The 15683-nt window shown below is 61.3% G+C and carries 14 protein-coding genes; 2 read left to right on the top strand and 12 right to left on the bottom strand.

What is annotated here, in order from left to right; translation table 11 throughout:
• Window positions 1-76: 76 nt before the first annotated feature.
• The 12 genes from AC54AG_RS00375 to AC54AG_RS00320 form a co-directional block, all read right to left on the bottom strand.
• Entirely contained in the window at window positions 77-1018 is a 942-nt protein-coding gene (locus AC54AG_RS00375; protein WP_496629261.1) for a bestrophin family protein, read from the bottom strand.
• A 265-nt stretch (window positions 1019-1283) separates the two neighbouring features.
• Entirely contained in the window at window positions 1284-1631 is a 348-nt protein-coding gene (yidD, locus tag AC54AG_RS00370; RefSeq protein ID WP_496629708.1) for a membrane protein insertion efficiency factor YidD, read from the bottom strand.
• A gap of 114 nt (window positions 1632-1745) precedes the next feature.
• Window positions 1746-2420 carry a site-2 protease family protein gene (locus AC54AG_RS00365; protein ID WP_496629260.1) on the bottom strand — a complete coding sequence of 225 codons (675 nt, stop codon included), beginning with the start codon at window positions 2418-2420 and terminating at the stop codon, window positions 1746-1748.
• A 137-nt stretch (window positions 2421-2557) separates the two neighbouring features.
• Complete coding sequence (locus AC54AG_RS00360) at window positions 2558-4372, bottom strand: PhoH family protein (RefSeq protein WP_070305175.1); 1815 nt, start codon at window positions 4370-4372, stop codon at window positions 2558-2560.
• Between the two features lie 289 nt (window positions 4373-4661).
• Window positions 4662-5132 carry a peroxiredoxin gene (locus tag AC54AG_RS00355; RefSeq protein ID WP_034750445.1) on the bottom strand — a complete coding sequence of 157 codons (471 nt, stop codon included), beginning with the start codon at window positions 5130-5132 and terminating at the stop codon, window positions 4662-4664.
• A gap of 75 nt (window positions 5133-5207) precedes the next feature.
• Window positions 5208-6167 (bottom strand): polysaccharide deacetylase family protein, encoded by a 960-nt coding sequence (locus tag AC54AG_RS00350; RefSeq protein WP_070305177.1) that lies wholly within the window; start codon window positions 6165-6167, stop codon window positions 5208-5210.
• Window positions 6167-7219, bottom strand: a complete 1053-nt coding sequence (locus AC54AG_RS00345; RefSeq protein WP_034750441.1) for a bifunctional UDP-4-keto-pentose/UDP-xylose synthase — start codon at window positions 7217-7219, stop codon at window positions 6167-6169. The genes AC54AG_RS00350 and AC54AG_RS00345 overlap by 1 nt, the downstream gene beginning before the upstream one ends.
• A 21-nt stretch (window positions 7220-7240) precedes the next feature.
• The gene (locus AC54AG_RS00340) at window positions 7241-8158 is read right to left on the bottom strand and encodes a formyltransferase (protein WP_496629259.1); all 918 of its coding nucleotides are present in this window, start codon (window positions 8156-8158) and stop codon (window positions 7241-7243) included.
• Complete coding sequence (locus AC54AG_RS00335) at window positions 8158-9153, bottom strand: glycosyltransferase (protein WP_319991044.1); 996 nt, start codon at window positions 9151-9153, stop codon at window positions 8158-8160. The genes AC54AG_RS00340 and AC54AG_RS00335 overlap by 1 nt, the downstream gene beginning before the upstream one ends.
• 11 nt (window positions 9154-9164) lie before the next feature.
• The gene (locus AC54AG_RS00330; protein ID WP_034750435.1) at window positions 9165-10301 is read right to left on the bottom strand and encodes a DegT/DnrJ/EryC1/StrS family aminotransferase; all 1137 of its coding nucleotides are present in this window, start codon (window positions 10299-10301) and stop codon (window positions 9165-9167) included.
• Between the two features lie 206 nt (window positions 10302-10507).
• Window positions 10508-12181 carry a glycosyltransferase family 39 protein gene (locus AC54AG_RS00325; RefSeq protein ID WP_496629258.1) on the bottom strand — a complete coding sequence of 558 codons (1674 nt, stop codon included), beginning with the start codon at window positions 12179-12181 and terminating at the stop codon, window positions 10508-10510.
• Window positions 12178-12570: an Mth938-like domain-containing protein gene (locus AC54AG_RS00320; protein ID WP_496629257.1), complete on the bottom strand. Its 393-nt coding sequence runs from the start codon at window positions 12568-12570 to the stop codon at window positions 12178-12180. The genes AC54AG_RS00325 and AC54AG_RS00320 overlap by 4 nt, the downstream gene beginning before the upstream one ends.
• A gap of 423 nt (window positions 12571-12993) precedes the next feature.
• Here AC54AG_RS00320 and AC54AG_RS00315 point away from each other — a divergent pair, with 423 nt between their 5' ends.
• Together AC54AG_RS00315 and AC54AG_RS00310 are read left to right on the top strand one after the other, a co-directional pair.
• A complete protein-coding gene (locus tag AC54AG_RS00315; protein ID WP_034750427.1) occupies window positions 12994-14223 on the top strand; it encodes a pyridoxal phosphate-dependent aminotransferase in 1230 nt (409 codons plus the stop codon).
• Between the two features lie 86 nt (window positions 14224-14309).
• The gene (locus AC54AG_RS00310; RefSeq protein ID WP_219327490.1) at window positions 14310-15632 is read left to right on the top strand and encodes a homoserine dehydrogenase; all 1323 of its coding nucleotides are present in this window, start codon (window positions 14310-14312) and stop codon (window positions 15630-15632) included.
• Window positions 15633-15683 lie beyond the last annotated feature (51 nt).

The raw sequence follows: 15683 nt of genomic DNA, 5'->3' as shown, positions 1-15683 counted from the left end.
ACTCCTTCAATGGTTAAGTGTGTCCACTGTAAGCCTTCCCCCGATGGTAAGGTCAAGGGGAAAGCTGCCCTACGGGTCAATTCAGCAGGAAATCGACGGCTTGCATGGGCGGCGGCACCTTGTCGTCCTGCACGGATTCGCGCAAGCTGATGTCGATGGCGCGGCACATGGCCGACAGAGGCAGATCGTTGGCATCCTCGCCGAACGGTTCCTCTATCTCGTCGCCCAGCGCGTCGAGGCCAAAGAAGGTGTAGGCGACGATGGCGACGACGAACGGCGTCATGAATCCGAGCGAATCGACGAGGCCGAAGGGCAGCAGGAAACAGTACAGATACGCCGTGCGGTGCAGCAGCAGCGAATACGAGAACGGGATCGGCGTGCTGCGGATGCGTTCGCACGAAGCGCCCGCCGCCACCATGGCCGAGACCGTGTTATCGATCTGCGTGGCCAGGATGCTGTCGATACGGCCCTGCCGGACGCAGTCGGCCAGGTCGTGGCCCATCTGCAGCATCAGGTAGTCGGACGGGTTCGCCGCCTTGCAGGCCGCGTCCCATTCGGCCGGACGCAGCAGCGTCTGCAAGTCGGCCGGCCCGCGCGTGTCGCGCAACTGGTGGCGCAAGGCGTGGCAAAAGGCGATGGTGCGGTAAATCATGCGCACGCGCACGTCTTCCAGGCCCAGCCTGGCGTGGGCCGGCGTGTCGCCGCGTATCATCGTCTGGCACTGGCGCGAGAAATTACGGCTGCGCAAGACCAGTTCGCCCCACAGCTTGCGCGCTTCCCAGTAGCGGTCGTAGGCGGCCGTGTTGCGAAAGCCCAGGAAGATGGCCAGCGGCAAGCCGATCAGGGTAAACGGGATGGTGGTGAGGATGACCTTGTGGTCGAACAGGGTGCCGTGGCACCAGGTGACGAGCGTGGCGATCAGGGTGTTGACGATGAGCGTGATGCGGATGCGCGGCAGGACGGAACCGCGCACCACGAGGAACAGCCGTAGCGCCGATGGACGCTCGCGCACGATCATGTTGTGCTCCCCGTTTGGGAGCTGGCTGGCGGGGAACGGCGCGCCCGGTGATGGTTAAAAGGGGTAAGACGGAACGGCAATGGCCGGGAACAAAAAGCCCGCGATATATGCGGGCTGAGCAGGGTGTGCATGGGAAGCAGAGTAGGGGAGATGGCTTGAGTATAGGCCGCCGCTTCGCTTCAGGCCAATTCACAGTAATAATGGGTATTATTCATTTCATGAATGAATATTTCATTTGTAATTTAAATTCACATAACTACTGAAATTACTGTTTCTTTTTCCGTCGGGGCCAGTCGCAATCGAGCAAGTCGCATGGGTTGCAGGAACAATGGTGGCAGTCCGGCGACGGGATGTCGCAATCGCAAAAGCCTGCCTGGGCCAGATGTCTGCCGCTGCGTCGTGCCTGCGGATGCAGCGCGAGGTGCTGGCGATGCCGTTCGCCGCAGGCGCGCAAGCGGCGTTGCAACAGGGGCAGGCCCGTGCGCAAGCCATGACGTTCAATCATCCGGTAGCCATAGGCGGAGCAGCTGTCGCGCCCCGTCAGCACGCGGTAGGCGCAGGAAAAACCCTTCCATGGGGACAGGTAGCGCTGGTAGGCGCGAATGGCCCACAGGGCCAGGCGTTTGCCGCAAGTGTCGAATGAGAAAATGCCAACTCCTTTACCGGGGGCGTCAAGACGGTGGTGCGAGCATACGACAAGTGTCCAAAAAATAATAGCGTCAGCGGCCTAGGCAGCCATGATTTTCCAGCCATACCAGCCGAACGCTGCCACCCATGCCAGCAAGATAGCCAGCCCCGGCAGCAATAACCACTTCGCCACAGACTCTTCCCACGCCACATACGGCTTGCCGCCGCGCGCGATGGCCAGCAGCGCCTGGCCCCCGTTCAAGCCGGCAAACGGCAGCAGGTTGAACGCGCACAGTTTCAATGAGAACAGGGCGAACACGAGCGCAAAGCCGTGCGTGCGTGCAAAGCTTTCTCCATCACCCAGCAATGCCTGCGCCGTCGACAACGGTGCCAGCGCGCCGTGGATGATTTGTCCGAAGGTAGCGACAAAGCGCTCCCAGCCCGAGGCTCCCATGATGCCCAGCGACAAGGCCAGAAGCACCCCCACGCCGCTCAATGGCAGCAGCACCTGCTTCCACAGCGGCTGGAAGTTATAGGCGTCCAGGCAGCGATCATCGTCATACAAGGTTTCCGCGCGCGTATCTTTCAGCACCACATTGCCGGCCAGCGGCAGCAGCTTGACGTGCACTTTCCCCACGGTCAGCAGGGTCGGCCCCACGCCGTAGCTGATGCCGCGCACGGTGATGCCCAATGCGCGGGCGCACGCGGCCATGATGGAAATGTGGATGAGCATGAAGAGTATGAAGCAGAGCAACAACTGAAAGGCGGGGTGCATCGGATAGGGTGTCCTGAATGAAAGGAGCGGTATTAGAACATACCGTCAAGAAAAGTTGCGCACATGAAAAAAGCCCCGGTCGCATCGCTGCAGCCGGGGCTTCGAATGACTGGGCAGCTTGCGCCGCCCGCTAACACTTACAGCACTTCGCTGGCGTGGTCCGCCAGGCGCGAACGCTCGCCGCGGGCCAGGGTGACGTGGCCGCTGTGGGTCCAGCCCTTGAAGCGGTCGACCACGTAGGTCAGGCCGCTCGAGCCTTCCGTCAGGTATGGCGTGTCGATCTGTGCGATGTTGCCCAGGCACAGGATCTTCGTGCCGGGACCGGCGCGCGTGACGAGGGTCTTGACTTGTTTCGGCGTCAAGTTCTGCGCTTCATCGATGATGAGGAACTTGTTCACGAACGTGCGGCCGCGCATGAAGTTGAGCGACTTGATCTTGATGCGCGAGCGGATCAGGTCTTGCGTTGCCGCACGGCCCCATTCGCCGCCATCGGAGTCGGACTTGTTCAGCACTTCCAGGTTGTCGTCGAAGGCGCCCATCCATGGCGACATCTTTTCTTCTTCCGTGCCTGGCAGGAAACCGATGTCTTCGCCTACCGGCACCGTGACGCGGGTGACGATGATCTCGTTGTAGAGCTTGGTTTCCAGCACTTGCGCCAGGCCGGCGGCCAGGGCCAGCAGGGTCTTGCCGGTACCGGCCTGGCCCAGCAGGGTGACGAAGTCGCATTCCGGATTCATCAGCAAGTTCAGCGCGAAATTCTGTTCGCGGTTGCGCGCCGTCACGCCCCACACATTGTTCTTCGTGTGGCTGAAGTCGCGCAGGGTTTGCAGCACGGCCGTCTTGCCGTTGATCTGTTTCACCTGGCCATAGAACGGCGCTTCGCCGTTTTTCGGTTCCAGATAGATGAACTGGTTGACCAGCAAGGATGGAATGAACGGGCCCGTCACACGGTAGAACGTGGAGCTGTAGCCGTTCTTGCTTTCCTGCCACGATTCCATGTCCTTGCCATGCTTGTTCCAGAAGTCGTCCGGCAATTGCACGATGCCCGAATACAGCAAGTCCGTGTCTTCCAGCACATGGTCGTTGAAGTAATCTTCGGCCGGCAAGCCCAGGGCGCGCGCCTTGATGCGCATGTTGATGTCTTTCGACACCAGCACGACGGGGCGGCCTTCCTGCTCCGACTCGAGCGAGCGCACGACGGCGAGGATCTGGTTGTCGGCCTTGCCCACTGGCAAGCCAGCCGGCAAGTCGGCGCTTTGCAAGCGCGTCTGGAAGAACAGGCGGCCCTTGGCATCCTTGTTGCCCAGCTTGGACAGCAGGATGCCGTGTTCGATGGCGTCGTCGTCCGTGTTGCTGATCAGGGCGTCAAGCGTGCGCGAGACCTGGCGTGCATTGCGCGCCACTTCCGTCATGCCCTTTTTATGGTTGTCCAGCTCTTCCAGGGTCATCATCGGCAGGTACACGTCGTGTTCCTCGAAGCGGAACAGCGACGATGGATCATGCATCAGCACGTTCGTGTCGAGCACGAACAGCTTGCTGATGCCGCGCTGGTCGGCGGCCCGGCTGGCGGACGATTTGAGCTGCACTTCCACAGGCTTGTGCTTGGCCGGATGCGGTTGCTCGGCTTGCTTGAGGGGCTTGATCGGCGTGACCTTGCCTTTTGCCGCCGGCTTGGCTTTCGCTGCGGGCGCAGCAACGGCGGCAGGCGTGGCCGCAACAGGCGCAGGTGCAGGCGCTGCTGGCTTGGCGACCATCAGGGCCGCCACTTGCTTGATCTTCGTGGCCGCATTGCGGACCGGTTTGGCAACTTCGGCGATCGCCGCTTCAATGATCGGTGCAGCCACTTTCTTGGCTGCCGGGGTTTTGGTGGCCGGGCGCGCTGCGCCTGCGGTTGGGTAATCTTGGGTGGCCAGGATGGTGGCTGGCTTGCTCGGTAATTTTGGCAGTGGCATCAGGATCTCAATCAAAAAATTTCTGGAATGAATCTCCCATGGGCAGCCAGCTTCTGGCGGCACTTCTCATGGGGGGATGCGAGGGGAACAACAATGCTACAGGACGAGAAACTGCCGGAAGGCCGGCAGCATGGCCGGTCATGGACGCCATCGGCGGGCTGCTGGCCCGCCTGGCGGAGTGGATGGAGGCGCTTCGTTGACTCAAAATGGCGATAGGTACCGTGAACTGAACTGCGGTTGAACCAGGCTCGCTGGAAGCCGACAACACGCATTGGATCAACATGGACGATCAATTCAGATGCGCTACGAATTCCAGCACTTCTTCCACGTGAGTTGCGACCTTCACGCCTCTCCATTCTTTCACCAATCGGCCCTGGGCGTCAATCACAAACGTACTGCGCTCGACGCCGCGGACCGTCTTGCCGTACATCTGTTTCATCTTCATGACGTTAAACAGCAGGCAAACGGCTTCGTCCGGGTCGGAAATGAGCTCGAATGGCAGCTCGAGCTTGGCCTTGAAGCTTTCGTGCGAGCGCAGGGAATCGCGGCTGATGCCATAGATTTCCACGCCGGCGGCGACGAATTGCGGATACGCATCGCGGAAAGCGATGTTTTCCGTGGTGCAGCCAGGGGTGTTGTCCTTCGGATAGAAAAACAGCACGGTGGCCTTGGCCGGGCGGCCCAGCAACTGAAAGGTTTTGCCGCTGGTCATGGCGGCGCTAAAGTCGGGTATGCTAACGAGGGATTGGCTATCAGCCACAGGTTCTCTCCTGAACGGTGATCATCAGCGCTGGTTTTTAATCTGGCAACGCATCCAGGTGCAACAATACAGCATTCAGGCCGCTTTGCCCTGCACAATCAGGCGTCCCGAACGCCCGGGCAACTCATCCCAGGTGATGGGGCAAACGGGCAAGTCCGCATCTTTTATCTTTTCATAGTAATCGCCCATCGCTGCAAACCGGTAGCCCTGGGCTTTCCAGCCAGCCAGCAGTTGTTCGAAAATGGGGGCGAGTTTCTGTCCTTCAAGTTCCGCATGCAAGGTATACACGTGATCGCGGGGATTATCCGCCGTCAGCGACAATATATGCGCGGCAACGTTGCCGGTGGTGATCAGTTTGCCGTCGATTTCACAACCCAGCAGTTCGTCCAAGGTGGGCAGCGTGGTCGGCAGTTGCACGCATTGCAGGATGGTGTTGCCGTTGCGCACGCGGTGCGGGCCTTGCGACGGCTGCGCCATGGCGCCGCGCGCGTCGAGCATGGCGCGGCCATCTGAGGCAAAGCGGTAGCCGGCCGTGTCGTGCTCGACAAAGGCGCTGACGTTCATTTGCCAGCCGGCCGCGCCGTGCGTGTGCGGCTTGGTGCCAAACACCTGTTCGTAGCGGTTGGCGGCCTTGCGCATCATGTTGATGGTCCAGGCGGCGTTGCGCTTGGCCACGTTGTCTTGCCACAGGGTGTGATCCCAGGTGTGGATGCCGCACTCGAAACCGGCATCGCGCACGGCGCGCAATTGCGCCGCGCATTGCTTGCCGATATCGGGTCCCGGCAGCAAGGTGCCGTACATCAATGTTTTCAAGCCGTAGTGCTCGACTACCGACGTGCGCGACACCTTGCTGAAAAAGCCGGGCCGCAAGGCGCGCCGCAGGGCCCAGCCCGTGTGGTCTGGGCCCAGCGAGAACAGAAAGGTGGCCTTGGCCTGGTGCGCGGCCAGTATGCGCACCAGATTGCCCATGCCTTCACGGGTGCCGCGATAGGTATCGACGTCGATTTTCAGGGTCAGGAACGGCTTGCTCAACATTAATCCATCAGGGCTTTGGCTTGGGCTACCTGGCTGCGGTAGGCGTCGAAAATATTGCGCAGGGAATCGGCCATGGTGGTGGTCGGTGCCCAGCCCAGCTCTTCGCAGGTATTCGTGATTTTCGGCACGCGGTTTTGCACGTCCTGGTAGCCGGCACCGTAGTAGGCGCCCGAGGTCGTTTCCACGATGTTCACGTGTTTCGCGCCTTCGGCGTATTCCGGGTACTCGGCGGCCAGGGTCAGCATCATGCCGGCCAGGTCGCGGATCGAATAGTTATTGGTCGGATTGCCAATGTTGTAGATCTTGCCGCTGGCGATGCCGTTCTTGTTGGCGATGATGCGCATCAGCGCATCGATGCCGTCGTCGATGTAGGTGAACGCGCGTTTTTGCGCGCCGCCGTCCACCAGCGAGATGTTTTCGCCGCGCACGATATGGCCGAAGAATTGCGTCACCACGCGCGAGGAACCTTCTTTTGGCGTGTGGATCGAGTCCAGACCCGCGCCGATCCAGTTGAATGGACGGAACAGGGTGAAGTTCAAGCCTTCCATGCCGTAGCCCCAGATCACGCGGTCCATCAGCTGCTTGGCGTTCGAATAGATCCAGCGCGGCTTGTTGATCGGGCCGCAGATCAGTTCCGAATTTTCCGGATCGAATTCCTCGTCATGGCACATGCCATACACTTCCGAGGTCGACGGGAAGACCAGGTGCTTGCCGTACTTGGCGGCCGAGCGGACGATAGGCAGGTTGGCTTCGAAGTCCAGTTCGAAGACGCGCAGCGGCTGCTTGACATAGGTCGATGGCGTGGCGATGGCCACCAGCGGCAGGATCACGTCGCACTTCTTGACGTGGTACTCGACCCATTCCTTGTTGATTGTGATGTCGCCTTCGAAGAAGTGCATGCGCGACTTGTAGTTGTCATCTTCCAGCAATTCCGTGATGCGGTCCGTGTTCATGTCCATGCCGTAGACATGCCAGTCGGTGGTTTCCAGGATGCGCTTGGACAGGTGGTGGCCGATGAAGCCGTTGACGCCTAAGATGAGGACTTTTTTCATGTGAGATTCTCTTGTGTGATATCAGTGTGTGCTGACGCGGGTGGTCAGACTTGCTTGCAATTGCTGAGCCGAAACCGGCTCCCCGGCAGCCCTCAGCGCGGAAATGGCCAGCATGTGGCCGTCTCCGCAGACGCCAAAGATGCAATTATCCACTACCGCCAAGCCCGGTGGCAAACTTCCTGCTGAATGCTTGCTTAAACGGGCTGTTTCGATGGTGTAAATAACATTGTTGACTTCGGTGAACGCGCCGGGATAGGGCGGCGCGACGGCCCGGTGCAGGTTGTAGACCTGCTGCGCCGGTAACTTCCAGTCGATGCGGCCGTCTTCCGGCGTACGTCCGCCAAAGTAGCCGCCCTGGCGCAAATCGTTGAGCTGGCGCGGCGCCGTGCCGTCCAGCAAGGCCGGCAGCACGTTCCACAAGGTTTGCTCCGCCGCCACGGTGACCTTGCCGAAGACTTCGAAGGCCGTGTCGTCGGGCAGGATGGGCACGGCCGTTTGCGCGACGATGGCGCCGGCATCGGGCTTGACCGTCATTTCATGCAGGGTGGCGCCCGTTTGCGGGGCGCCATGCAGCACGGCCCAGTTGACGGGCGCGCGGCCGCGGAACTGCGGTAGCAGCGAACCGTGCATATTGTAGGCGGGCGCGACTTCCAGGATGCTGGCCGGCAGCATGTGGCGGTAGTAAAAGCTGAACAGCATGTCCGGTGTTGCCCCCCGCACCTGCGCCAGCAGCTCGGGCGCGCGCGCGTCCGAGGGCGTGATGTAGGGGATGCCTTCAGCCTGGCACAGGCTGGCGACGGATTCGAACCACAGGTTTTCCGTGGGGCTGTCTTCGTGTGTGACGACGAGGGAGATATCGACGCCGCCGGCCAGCAGCACCTTGATGCAGCGCACGCCCACATTGTGGTAGCCGAAGACGACGGCGCGCGGGGCGCCCATCAGCGGCCCACCTGGCGTTTTTCCAGGCGCACGTGCGATGGCGCCTCGGCTTCCGCCTGGGCCATGCCGTCCTGCAAGATGGTTTGCACCACGTAGCGGGGACGGGCCCGCACTTGCTGGAAGATGCGTCCCACGTATTCGCCCACGAGGCCGATGCCGAACAGGATCACGCCCATCAGGAAGAAGGCGATGGCGAACAGGGTGAACACGCCCTGCGCCTCGGCGCCGAACAGGAAGCGGCGCGCCAGCAGATAGATCACCAGCACGGCCGAGCTGAATGACAGCAGCATGCCCAGCATCGAAAAGATTTGCAGGGGTATCAGCGAAAAGCCCGTGACCAGGTCGAAATTGAGGCGGATCAGGCTGTACAGCGAGTATTTCGACTCGCCGGCTGCCCGTTCCTCGTGCTCGACGGTAATTTCCGTGGGCTTGCGGGCAAACGTGTAGGCCAGGGCGGGCACGAAGGTGTTGACTTCGGCGCACTGGTTGACCAGGTCGATCACGTTGCGGCCATACGCGCGCAGCATATTGCCCTGGTCCGTGATCTTGATGTTGGTGATGCGCTCGCGCAGCCGGTTCATCATCTTCGAGGCCAGCGTGCGCCAGGCGGAATCTTGCCGCTTGCGCCGGATCGAGCCCACGTAATCGTAGCCTTCGCGCATCTTCGCCACGAGGTTGCCGATTTCTTCGGGCGGATTCTGCAGGTCGGCGTCGAGCGTGACCATGATCTGCCCGCGCGACGCTTCAAAACCGGCCAGGATGGCCATGTGCTGGCCATAATTACCGTTGAACAAGACGACGCGCGTGACGTCGGGGCGCTGGCGGAACTGTTCCGCCAGGATGGCCACCGAATTGTCGCGGCTGCCATCGTTGATGAAGATGATCTCGTAGCTCGTCTGCAAGGCATCGAGGGCCGGATACAGGCGGGCGAACAGGCTGGCCAGGCCATCCTGTTCGTTGTAGATCGGAATGATAACGGACAGTTCAGGTTTCATCGGCGCGCTGCTCATTTGATGAGAATGGATTTGACGGTGGCGACGGCGCGTTCCACATCCTGTGTCGTCATGGCGTAGAACATCGGCAAGGTCACGGTCAGGCGGCCGATCTTTTCCGAGACAGGGAACATGCCCTCGGTAAAGCCGCGTTCGCGGTACATGGTAAACAGGTGGATCGGTGCGTAATGATAGCCCGTTCCCACGTTTTGTTGTGCCATTTGCTGCATGAACGCGGCGCGCGTGCCGGGGCCGTTGTCGGGCAGGATAATCTGGAACAGGTGCCAGTTGCTGTTTTCAAAATCCTGCACGGGCAGCTGGGCACCGCTCTGCGCTTCGAAGTCGCTGCCGAATTGCTCAAAGTAATGGCGCGCCAGCGCGCGGCGGTGGGCTGTGATGGCGTCGATATTGGCGAACTGGCCCAGGCCGATGGCGGCCATGATGTCGCTCATGTTGTATTTGCCGCCCAGCACGTCGACATCGATGCCGTCGACGCCGCTACGCGTGACACCCTGCAGCCGGTATTTCTCGGCCAGCTTCGCTTCTTCCAGGTTGTTCAGGACGAGGCAGCCGCCTTCGCCCGTGGTGATGTTCTTGTTGGCCTGGAAGCTGAACGAGACGAAGTCGCCAAACGCGCCGATGCGCTTGCCCTTCCACGTGGAGCCGAACGCTTGCGCCGCGTCTTCCACGACCCGCAGATTGTATTTTTCAGCAATCGCGTACAGGCGGTCCATGTCGACGGGCAAGCCGGACAGGTAGACGGGGATGATCGCTTTCGTCCGCGCGGTGATGGCCGCTTCCAGTTTGTCGAGGTCGATATTGCGCGTGACGGGGTCGATGTCGGCAAACACGGGCGTGGCGCCCACTTCGATGATGACGTTGGCCGTCGCTACCCACGACACGGGCGTGGTGATGACTTCGTCGCCGGGGCCGATGCCGGCGATGCGCAGCGCGATTTCCATGGTGCACGTGCCCGAATTGAAGGTGCGTACGGGACGCCCGCCGAAATACTCGGACAGCTGGGCTTCGAAGGCCTGCACTTTCGGGCCGCTGGTGATCCAGCCCGAGCGCAGCACTTCGCCGACGGCGGCGATGGTCGCTTCGTCGATGGTGGGTTTGGAAAATGGCAAAAAGGGCAGGGTAGAAGTCATGGGGTGCGGCTCTTGGGTCGGTATGGTGTCTGGGTATCGGTGTCGCCAAGGCTGCCGTGCGCTCAAACGCGGCCGGCAGGCATGGCTATTTTATATCGTCAGTATGGCGGCGCAGCCGGTTCAGCAGTGAAAAATCCTGCCGCTGCGGGGGCGGGGCAAGCTGGCCGGGGGCGCGATCCATGCTGCCTCGCACCCCAGTTAAAACACTATTTGTTGGCAATGACCATGCGGCGCGCATCCTCGGCGATAACACGCATGGGCACGCCACGTTGTTGCAATTCCTTGTAACGGTTCAGGCTGATAATGGCCATGTCGCGCACGCCGGCGTTGGCATCGTTCGTCCATTGCGTGATGAAAGTCTCGATGCTCGGGATGGACAGTTCCGGCTGCTGTTTCAGGCCAAACGTGAACTCATCCCAGTAATCGACGAGGATCACGGGCCGCTGCAGGTAATACGTCAGCGACTGTTCATAGATGCCGACCGAATAGAGCTTGGTATCGGCCGTCAGTTCGGCCTGGATCTGCGGCAGCATGTCGGTGCCCGCGCGGTTCTGGCCATACAGTTCGGAGCCGGCCAGGATGCAGTGCGTGGCCAGGAAACCGGCGCCGGCAATCGTCAGCACCGTCATGTCGCGGCGCAGCTGGCGCGCATGCAGCAGGGCCAGGGCGCCGCCCGCCAGGGCGAAGAAGCCGGCCGCCATCAGCCAGGGCTGGTAGCCCTTGAGCGCGACCAGGGCATCCGCGTCGCGTGCGCTGGCTTTGCTGAAGGCGATCGGACCGCCGATCAGGATGGCCGCGCCCAGTACGCACAGCAGGCCGGCGGCGAACAGGCGCTGGCGGCGCGACGCCGACTCCAGGTACAGCGCCACCAGCAAGGCCAGCGCGGGGAAGATGGGCACGATATAGCCGGGCAGTTTCGAGGTTGAATAGCTGAAGAAGAAGAAAATGAAGACGGCCCAGACCAGCAGCATCAGGCGCGGCTGGAAGGCCCCTTCGTGGCGCTTGAAAGCGGCTGCCAGGCTTTGCGGCAGCACGCCTATCCATGGCAGGATGCCGGGAATGAGCAGCACGAGGAAGTAGTACCAGGCCCCTTCGCGCTTGTGGCCCTTCATCAGGAAGCGCTGGAAATGCTCGTGGATGAAGAAGAAATGCGGCTGTTCCGGATTGCGCAGGGCGACCAGCACGAACCATGGCGTGGCGATGGCAAAGAACACCAGCAAGCCCTTGACCAGGTGCAGACGCGTCCAGATGCGCCAGTCGCGCGCGCACAGCGAATACAGCACCAGCACGGCGCCCGGCAGCACGATGCCGATCAGGCCCTTGGCCAGCACGGCCAGCGCCATGGCGGCCCAGCAAGCCAGCATCCAGTTGCGCCGCTCGATCACCGTGGCGTCGTCGCGCTGGGCGATCAGCAGGCTGCCCATGGTGAGGGTCATCATGCCCGACAGGCCCATGTCCAGCGAATTGATCTGGCCCGAAGCGAGCCAGAACAGGCTCGACGCCAGCACCAGGCCCGCATACAGGCCCACGCGCGGGCCGAACACTTTCTTGCCCGCGTAGGCTGTCATGCACACGCCGATGATGCCGCACAGGCCAGTCCACAGGCGTGCCTGCCACTCGCCCAGGCCGAAGGCGGCGAAGGTCAGCGCATTCATCCACGTTTGCAGCGGCGGTTTTTCAAAGTACTTGATGCCGTTCAGGCGCGTGGTGATCCAGTCGCCCGTGACGAACATTTCGCGCGCCATCTCGGCGTAGCGGCCCTCGTCGGGCGGCACCAGGGTGCGCACGCCCAGCGCATACAGGGTGACGACGATGAAGATGCCCAGCAGGGACCACATCAGCACTCGCGACGAGTGCAGTTCGTTGACGTTGATTTTCATGCAGCCTTGCCTGTGGCCGGGGCCAGGATCAGTGCCAGGGTGACTTTGCGGCCTTCGCCCATGAGGATATTGTAGGTGCGGCAGGCGGCCTGGCTATCCATGCATTCGACGCCGATGCGGCGCATGGTCAGCGCGGCCGTCAGTTTCGGATGCACGAAGCGCTGGCGTTCGCCCGTGCCGAGGATGACCACGTCGGGAGAGTCGGCCAGGATTTGCGCGAAATGCGCTTCGGTCAATTCTTCGAAACTGCCCACTTCCCACGCCCGTGGCGGTGTTTCCGGCATGACGATCAGGCTGTAGTTGTACGGCTGGGCATTGATCTCGACGCCGTTTTCGTCATAGCCGGTGACAGTCTGGTATTGTTGGGTGCTGCTGGCGTGGAGTTTCATGGCGATATCGGGGCTGGTCGTGTCGGTTGATCGGTACGCGCGCGGCCAAACTGGGCGCCGCGGCCAAGGGCGTAAGCATGCCATAAATGACAGAAAAGAGCGACTGAAAAGCAACATCCTTTCCAGATTGCAATGTTCGGCGCCACAGTGGCGGTGCATGCTTGCGCCATGGTAATGCTGCAAGATTAAGGGAAGATGAAGATGGCGCCCGCCCGATTGTCGTCCGGATGCGCCAACGTGGCAGAATCGGCGTCAAATGCTGCGGTTCGCCATGTTTAATTTGATAAAATGCCCTGTTTTCGGCGAGAATGGTTGTTTTCGCCTTGCAGTCTTTCGCATCGCAGTTTCACGGGTTCATAGTTCTGGCGCGGCGGTCACGCTGCAAGTTCTGGTCACCGCGCCGCATCACGACAGGGATTTATTTTGCGACCGATTCAGAAATCGAATAAATTGGCGGACGTCTGCTACGACATCCGCGGCCCGGTCCTGGAAAAATCCAGGCAAATGGAAGAAGAAGGCCACAAGATCACCAAGCTCAATATCGGCAACCTGGCCGTATTCGGCTTCGATCCGCCCGACGAGATCGTGCGTGACATGATGCTCAATCTGCAGAATGCGGCCGGCTATACGGATTCGAAAGGCATGTTCGCGCCGCGCAAGGCCGTCATGCACTACACGCAGGGCAAGAATATCGCCGGCGTGACCATTGATGACATTTACCTGGGCAATGGCGCTTCCGAACTGATCGTCATGTCGATGAACGCCCTGCTCAACAGTGGCGACGAAGTGCTGGTGCCGGCGCCCGACTACCCGCTGTGGACGGCTGCCGTCAGCCTGTCGGGCGGCAATCCCGTGCACTATGTGTGCGACGAGCAGAACGAGTGGTATCCCGACATCGAGGACATGCGCCGCAAGATCACGCCGCAAACGAAAGCCATCGTCGTCATCAACCCGAACAACCCCACGGGCGCGCTGTATCCGGTTTCCGTGCTGCTGCAGATCGTCGAACTGGCGCGCCAGCACCAATTGATCATTTTCGCCGACGAGATCTACGACAAGGTGCTGTACGACGAAGCCGAGCACGTGTCGATCGCCTCGCTGGCCGACGACGTGCTGTTCATCACCATGAACGGCCTGTCGAAGAATTACCGCTCCTGCGGCTACCGCTCCGGCTGGATGGTGGTCTCGGGCGAAAAGCGCCACGCAAAAGATTACATCGAGGGCCTCAACATGCTGGCCTCGATGCGGCTATGCGCCAACGCGCCGGGGCAGTTTGCCATCCAGACGGCGCTTGGCGGCTACCAGAGCATACAAGACCTGGTGGGGCCCGGCGGGCGCCTGTTGAAACAGCGCGATCTGGCGCACAAGCTGCTGACCGATATTCCGGGCGTCACCTGTGTCAAGCCGAAGGCCGCGCTGTACATGTTCCCGCGCCTGGATCCGGAGATCTACCCGATCGCCGACGACCAGCAGTTTGCCTATGAATTACTGGCCGAAGCGAAGGTCCTGATCGTGCAGGGCACGGGCTTCAACTGGATCGCGCCCGATCATTTCCGCGTCGTCTTCCTGCCCAACTCCGATGACCTGACCGAGGCCATGGGGCGCATTGCGCGCTTCCTCGAAGGTTACCGCAAGCGTCACGGCCGGGGCTGAACCAGCCAGCAGCAATCTCGATCAACCATACCGATCAACCTGGCGCCGCCCAAGGGGGCGCCACTTATGAGCAGTCAAGCACAACTATGAAATCCATCAAGATCGGCCTGCTGGGCCTGGGCAATGTCGGTTACGGCACGTTCAGCGTCCTGAAACGCAACCAGGAAGAAATCAAGCGCCGTGCGGGCCGCGGCATTGAAGTCGTCGCCGTCGCCGTGCGCGACGTGGCGCGCGCCGAAGCGCTCGTCGCCGGCGGCTGCAAGGTCGTCAATGACCCGCACCTGATCGTCAACGATCCCGAGATCGACATCGTCGTCGAACTGATCGGCGGCTACGACCTGTCGAAAACCCTGGTGATGCAAGCCATTGCCAACGGCAAGCACGTGGTCACGGCCAACAAGGCCCTGCTGGCCGTGCACGGCAACGAAATCTTTGCCGCCGCCCAGGACAAGGGCGTGATGGTGGCCTTCGAAGCGGCCGTCGCCGGCGGCATCCCCATCATCAAGGCGCTGCGCGAAGGCTTGACGGCCAACCGCATCGAATGGATCGCCGGCATCATCAACGGCACCACCAATTTCATCCTGTCCGAAATGCGCGACAAGGGCCTCGATTTCGCCACCGTGCTGAAACAGGCGCAGGAACTCGGTTACGCGGAAGCCGACCCCACCTTCGACATCGAAGGCGTCGACGCTGCGCACAAGGCCACCATCATGTCGGCCATCGCCTTCGGCATCCCGGTGCAGTTCGACAAGGCCTACGTGGAAGGCATCAGCAACCTCAGTGCTGTCGACATCCGCTACGCCGAGCAACTGGGTTACCGCATCAAGCTGCTGGGCATCACCAAGCGCGCCATCGTCAACGGCGTGGAAGGCATCGAGCTGCGCGTGCATCCGACCCTGATCCCCGCCAAGCGCCTGATCGCCAACGTGGAAGGTGCCATGAACGCGGTGCTCGTGCATGGCGACGCCGTCGGCGCCAGCCTGTACTCGGGCCGCGGCGCGGGCGCCGAGCCGACCGCTTCGTCGGTGATCGCCGACCTGGTCGACATCACGCGCCTGGCCACGGCCGACCCGGAACACCGCGTACCGCACCTGGCATTCCAGCCGAACGCGATGACCGATATCGCCATCTTGCCGATGTCGGAAATCACCACCAGCTACTACCTGCGCATGCACGTGGCCGACCAGCCGGGCGTGCTGGCCGACCTCACGCGCATCCTGGCCGAACGCGGCATCTCGATCGACGCCATGCTGCAAAAAGAACCGGCCGAGGGCGAGACGCATACGGACATCATCATGCTGACGCACCAGACGCAGGAAAAGAACGTCACGGCCGCCATCGAGAAGATGGAAGCGTTGAGCAGCGTGGTGGGCACGGTCACCAAGATCCGCCTGGAAAACCTCAGCTGATCGTTTTCAGCGAGCCATGCAAAACGGCGCCCTCGGGCGCCGTTTTTTTAT

It is taken from the genome of Janthinobacterium sp. BCJ23, assembly GCF_059617945.1.
Note: the sequence above shows the minus strand (reverse complement) of the source record. Positions and strands in the feature narration are given on the sequence as shown.

What these genes read in the sequence shown, in the direction of transcription:
- AC54AG_RS00375 (WP_496629261.1), bottom strand. Translation starts at nt 1,018, where the DNA reads ATGATCGTGCGCGAGCGTCCATCGGCGCTACGGCTGTTCCTCGTGGTG.
- AC54AG_RS00365 (WP_496629260.1), bottom strand. Translation starts at nt 2,420, where the DNA reads ATGCACCCCGCCTTTCAGTTGTTGCTCTGCTTCATACTCTTCATGCTC.
- AC54AG_RS00360 (WP_070305175.1), bottom strand. Translation starts at nt 4,372, where the DNA reads ATGCCACTGCCAAAATTACCGAGCAAGCCAGCCACCATCCTGGCCACC.
- AC54AG_RS00350 (WP_070305177.1), bottom strand. Translation starts at nt 6,167, where the DNA reads ATGTTGAGCAAGCCGTTCCTGACCCTGAAAATCGACGTCGATACCTAT.
- AC54AG_RS00345 (WP_034750441.1), bottom strand. Translation starts at nt 7,219, where the DNA reads ATGAAAAAAGTCCTCATCTTAGGCGTCAACGGCTTCATCGGCCACCAC.
- AC54AG_RS00340 (WP_496629259.1), bottom strand. Translation starts at nt 8,158, where the DNA reads ATGGGCGCCCCGCGCGCCGTCGTCTTCGGCTACCACAATGTGGGCGTG.
- AC54AG_RS00335 (WP_319991044.1), bottom strand. Translation starts at nt 9,153, where the DNA reads ATGAAACCTGAACTGTCCGTTATCATTCCGATCTACAACGAACAGGAT.
- AC54AG_RS00330 (WP_034750435.1), bottom strand. Translation starts at nt 10,301, where the DNA reads ATGACTTCTACCCTGCCCTTTTTGCCATTTTCCAAACCCACCATCGAC.
- AC54AG_RS00325 (WP_496629258.1), bottom strand. Translation starts at nt 12,181, where the DNA reads ATGAAAATCAACGTCAACGAACTGCACTCGTCGCGAGTGCTGATGTGG.
- AC54AG_RS00320 (WP_496629257.1), bottom strand. Translation starts at nt 12,570, where the DNA reads ATGAAACTCCACGCCAGCAGCACCCAACAATACCAGACTGTCACCGGC.
- AC54AG_RS00310 (WP_219327490.1), top strand. Translation starts at nt 14,310, where the DNA reads ATGAAATCCATCAAGATCGGCCTGCTGGGCCTGGGCAATGTCGGTTAC.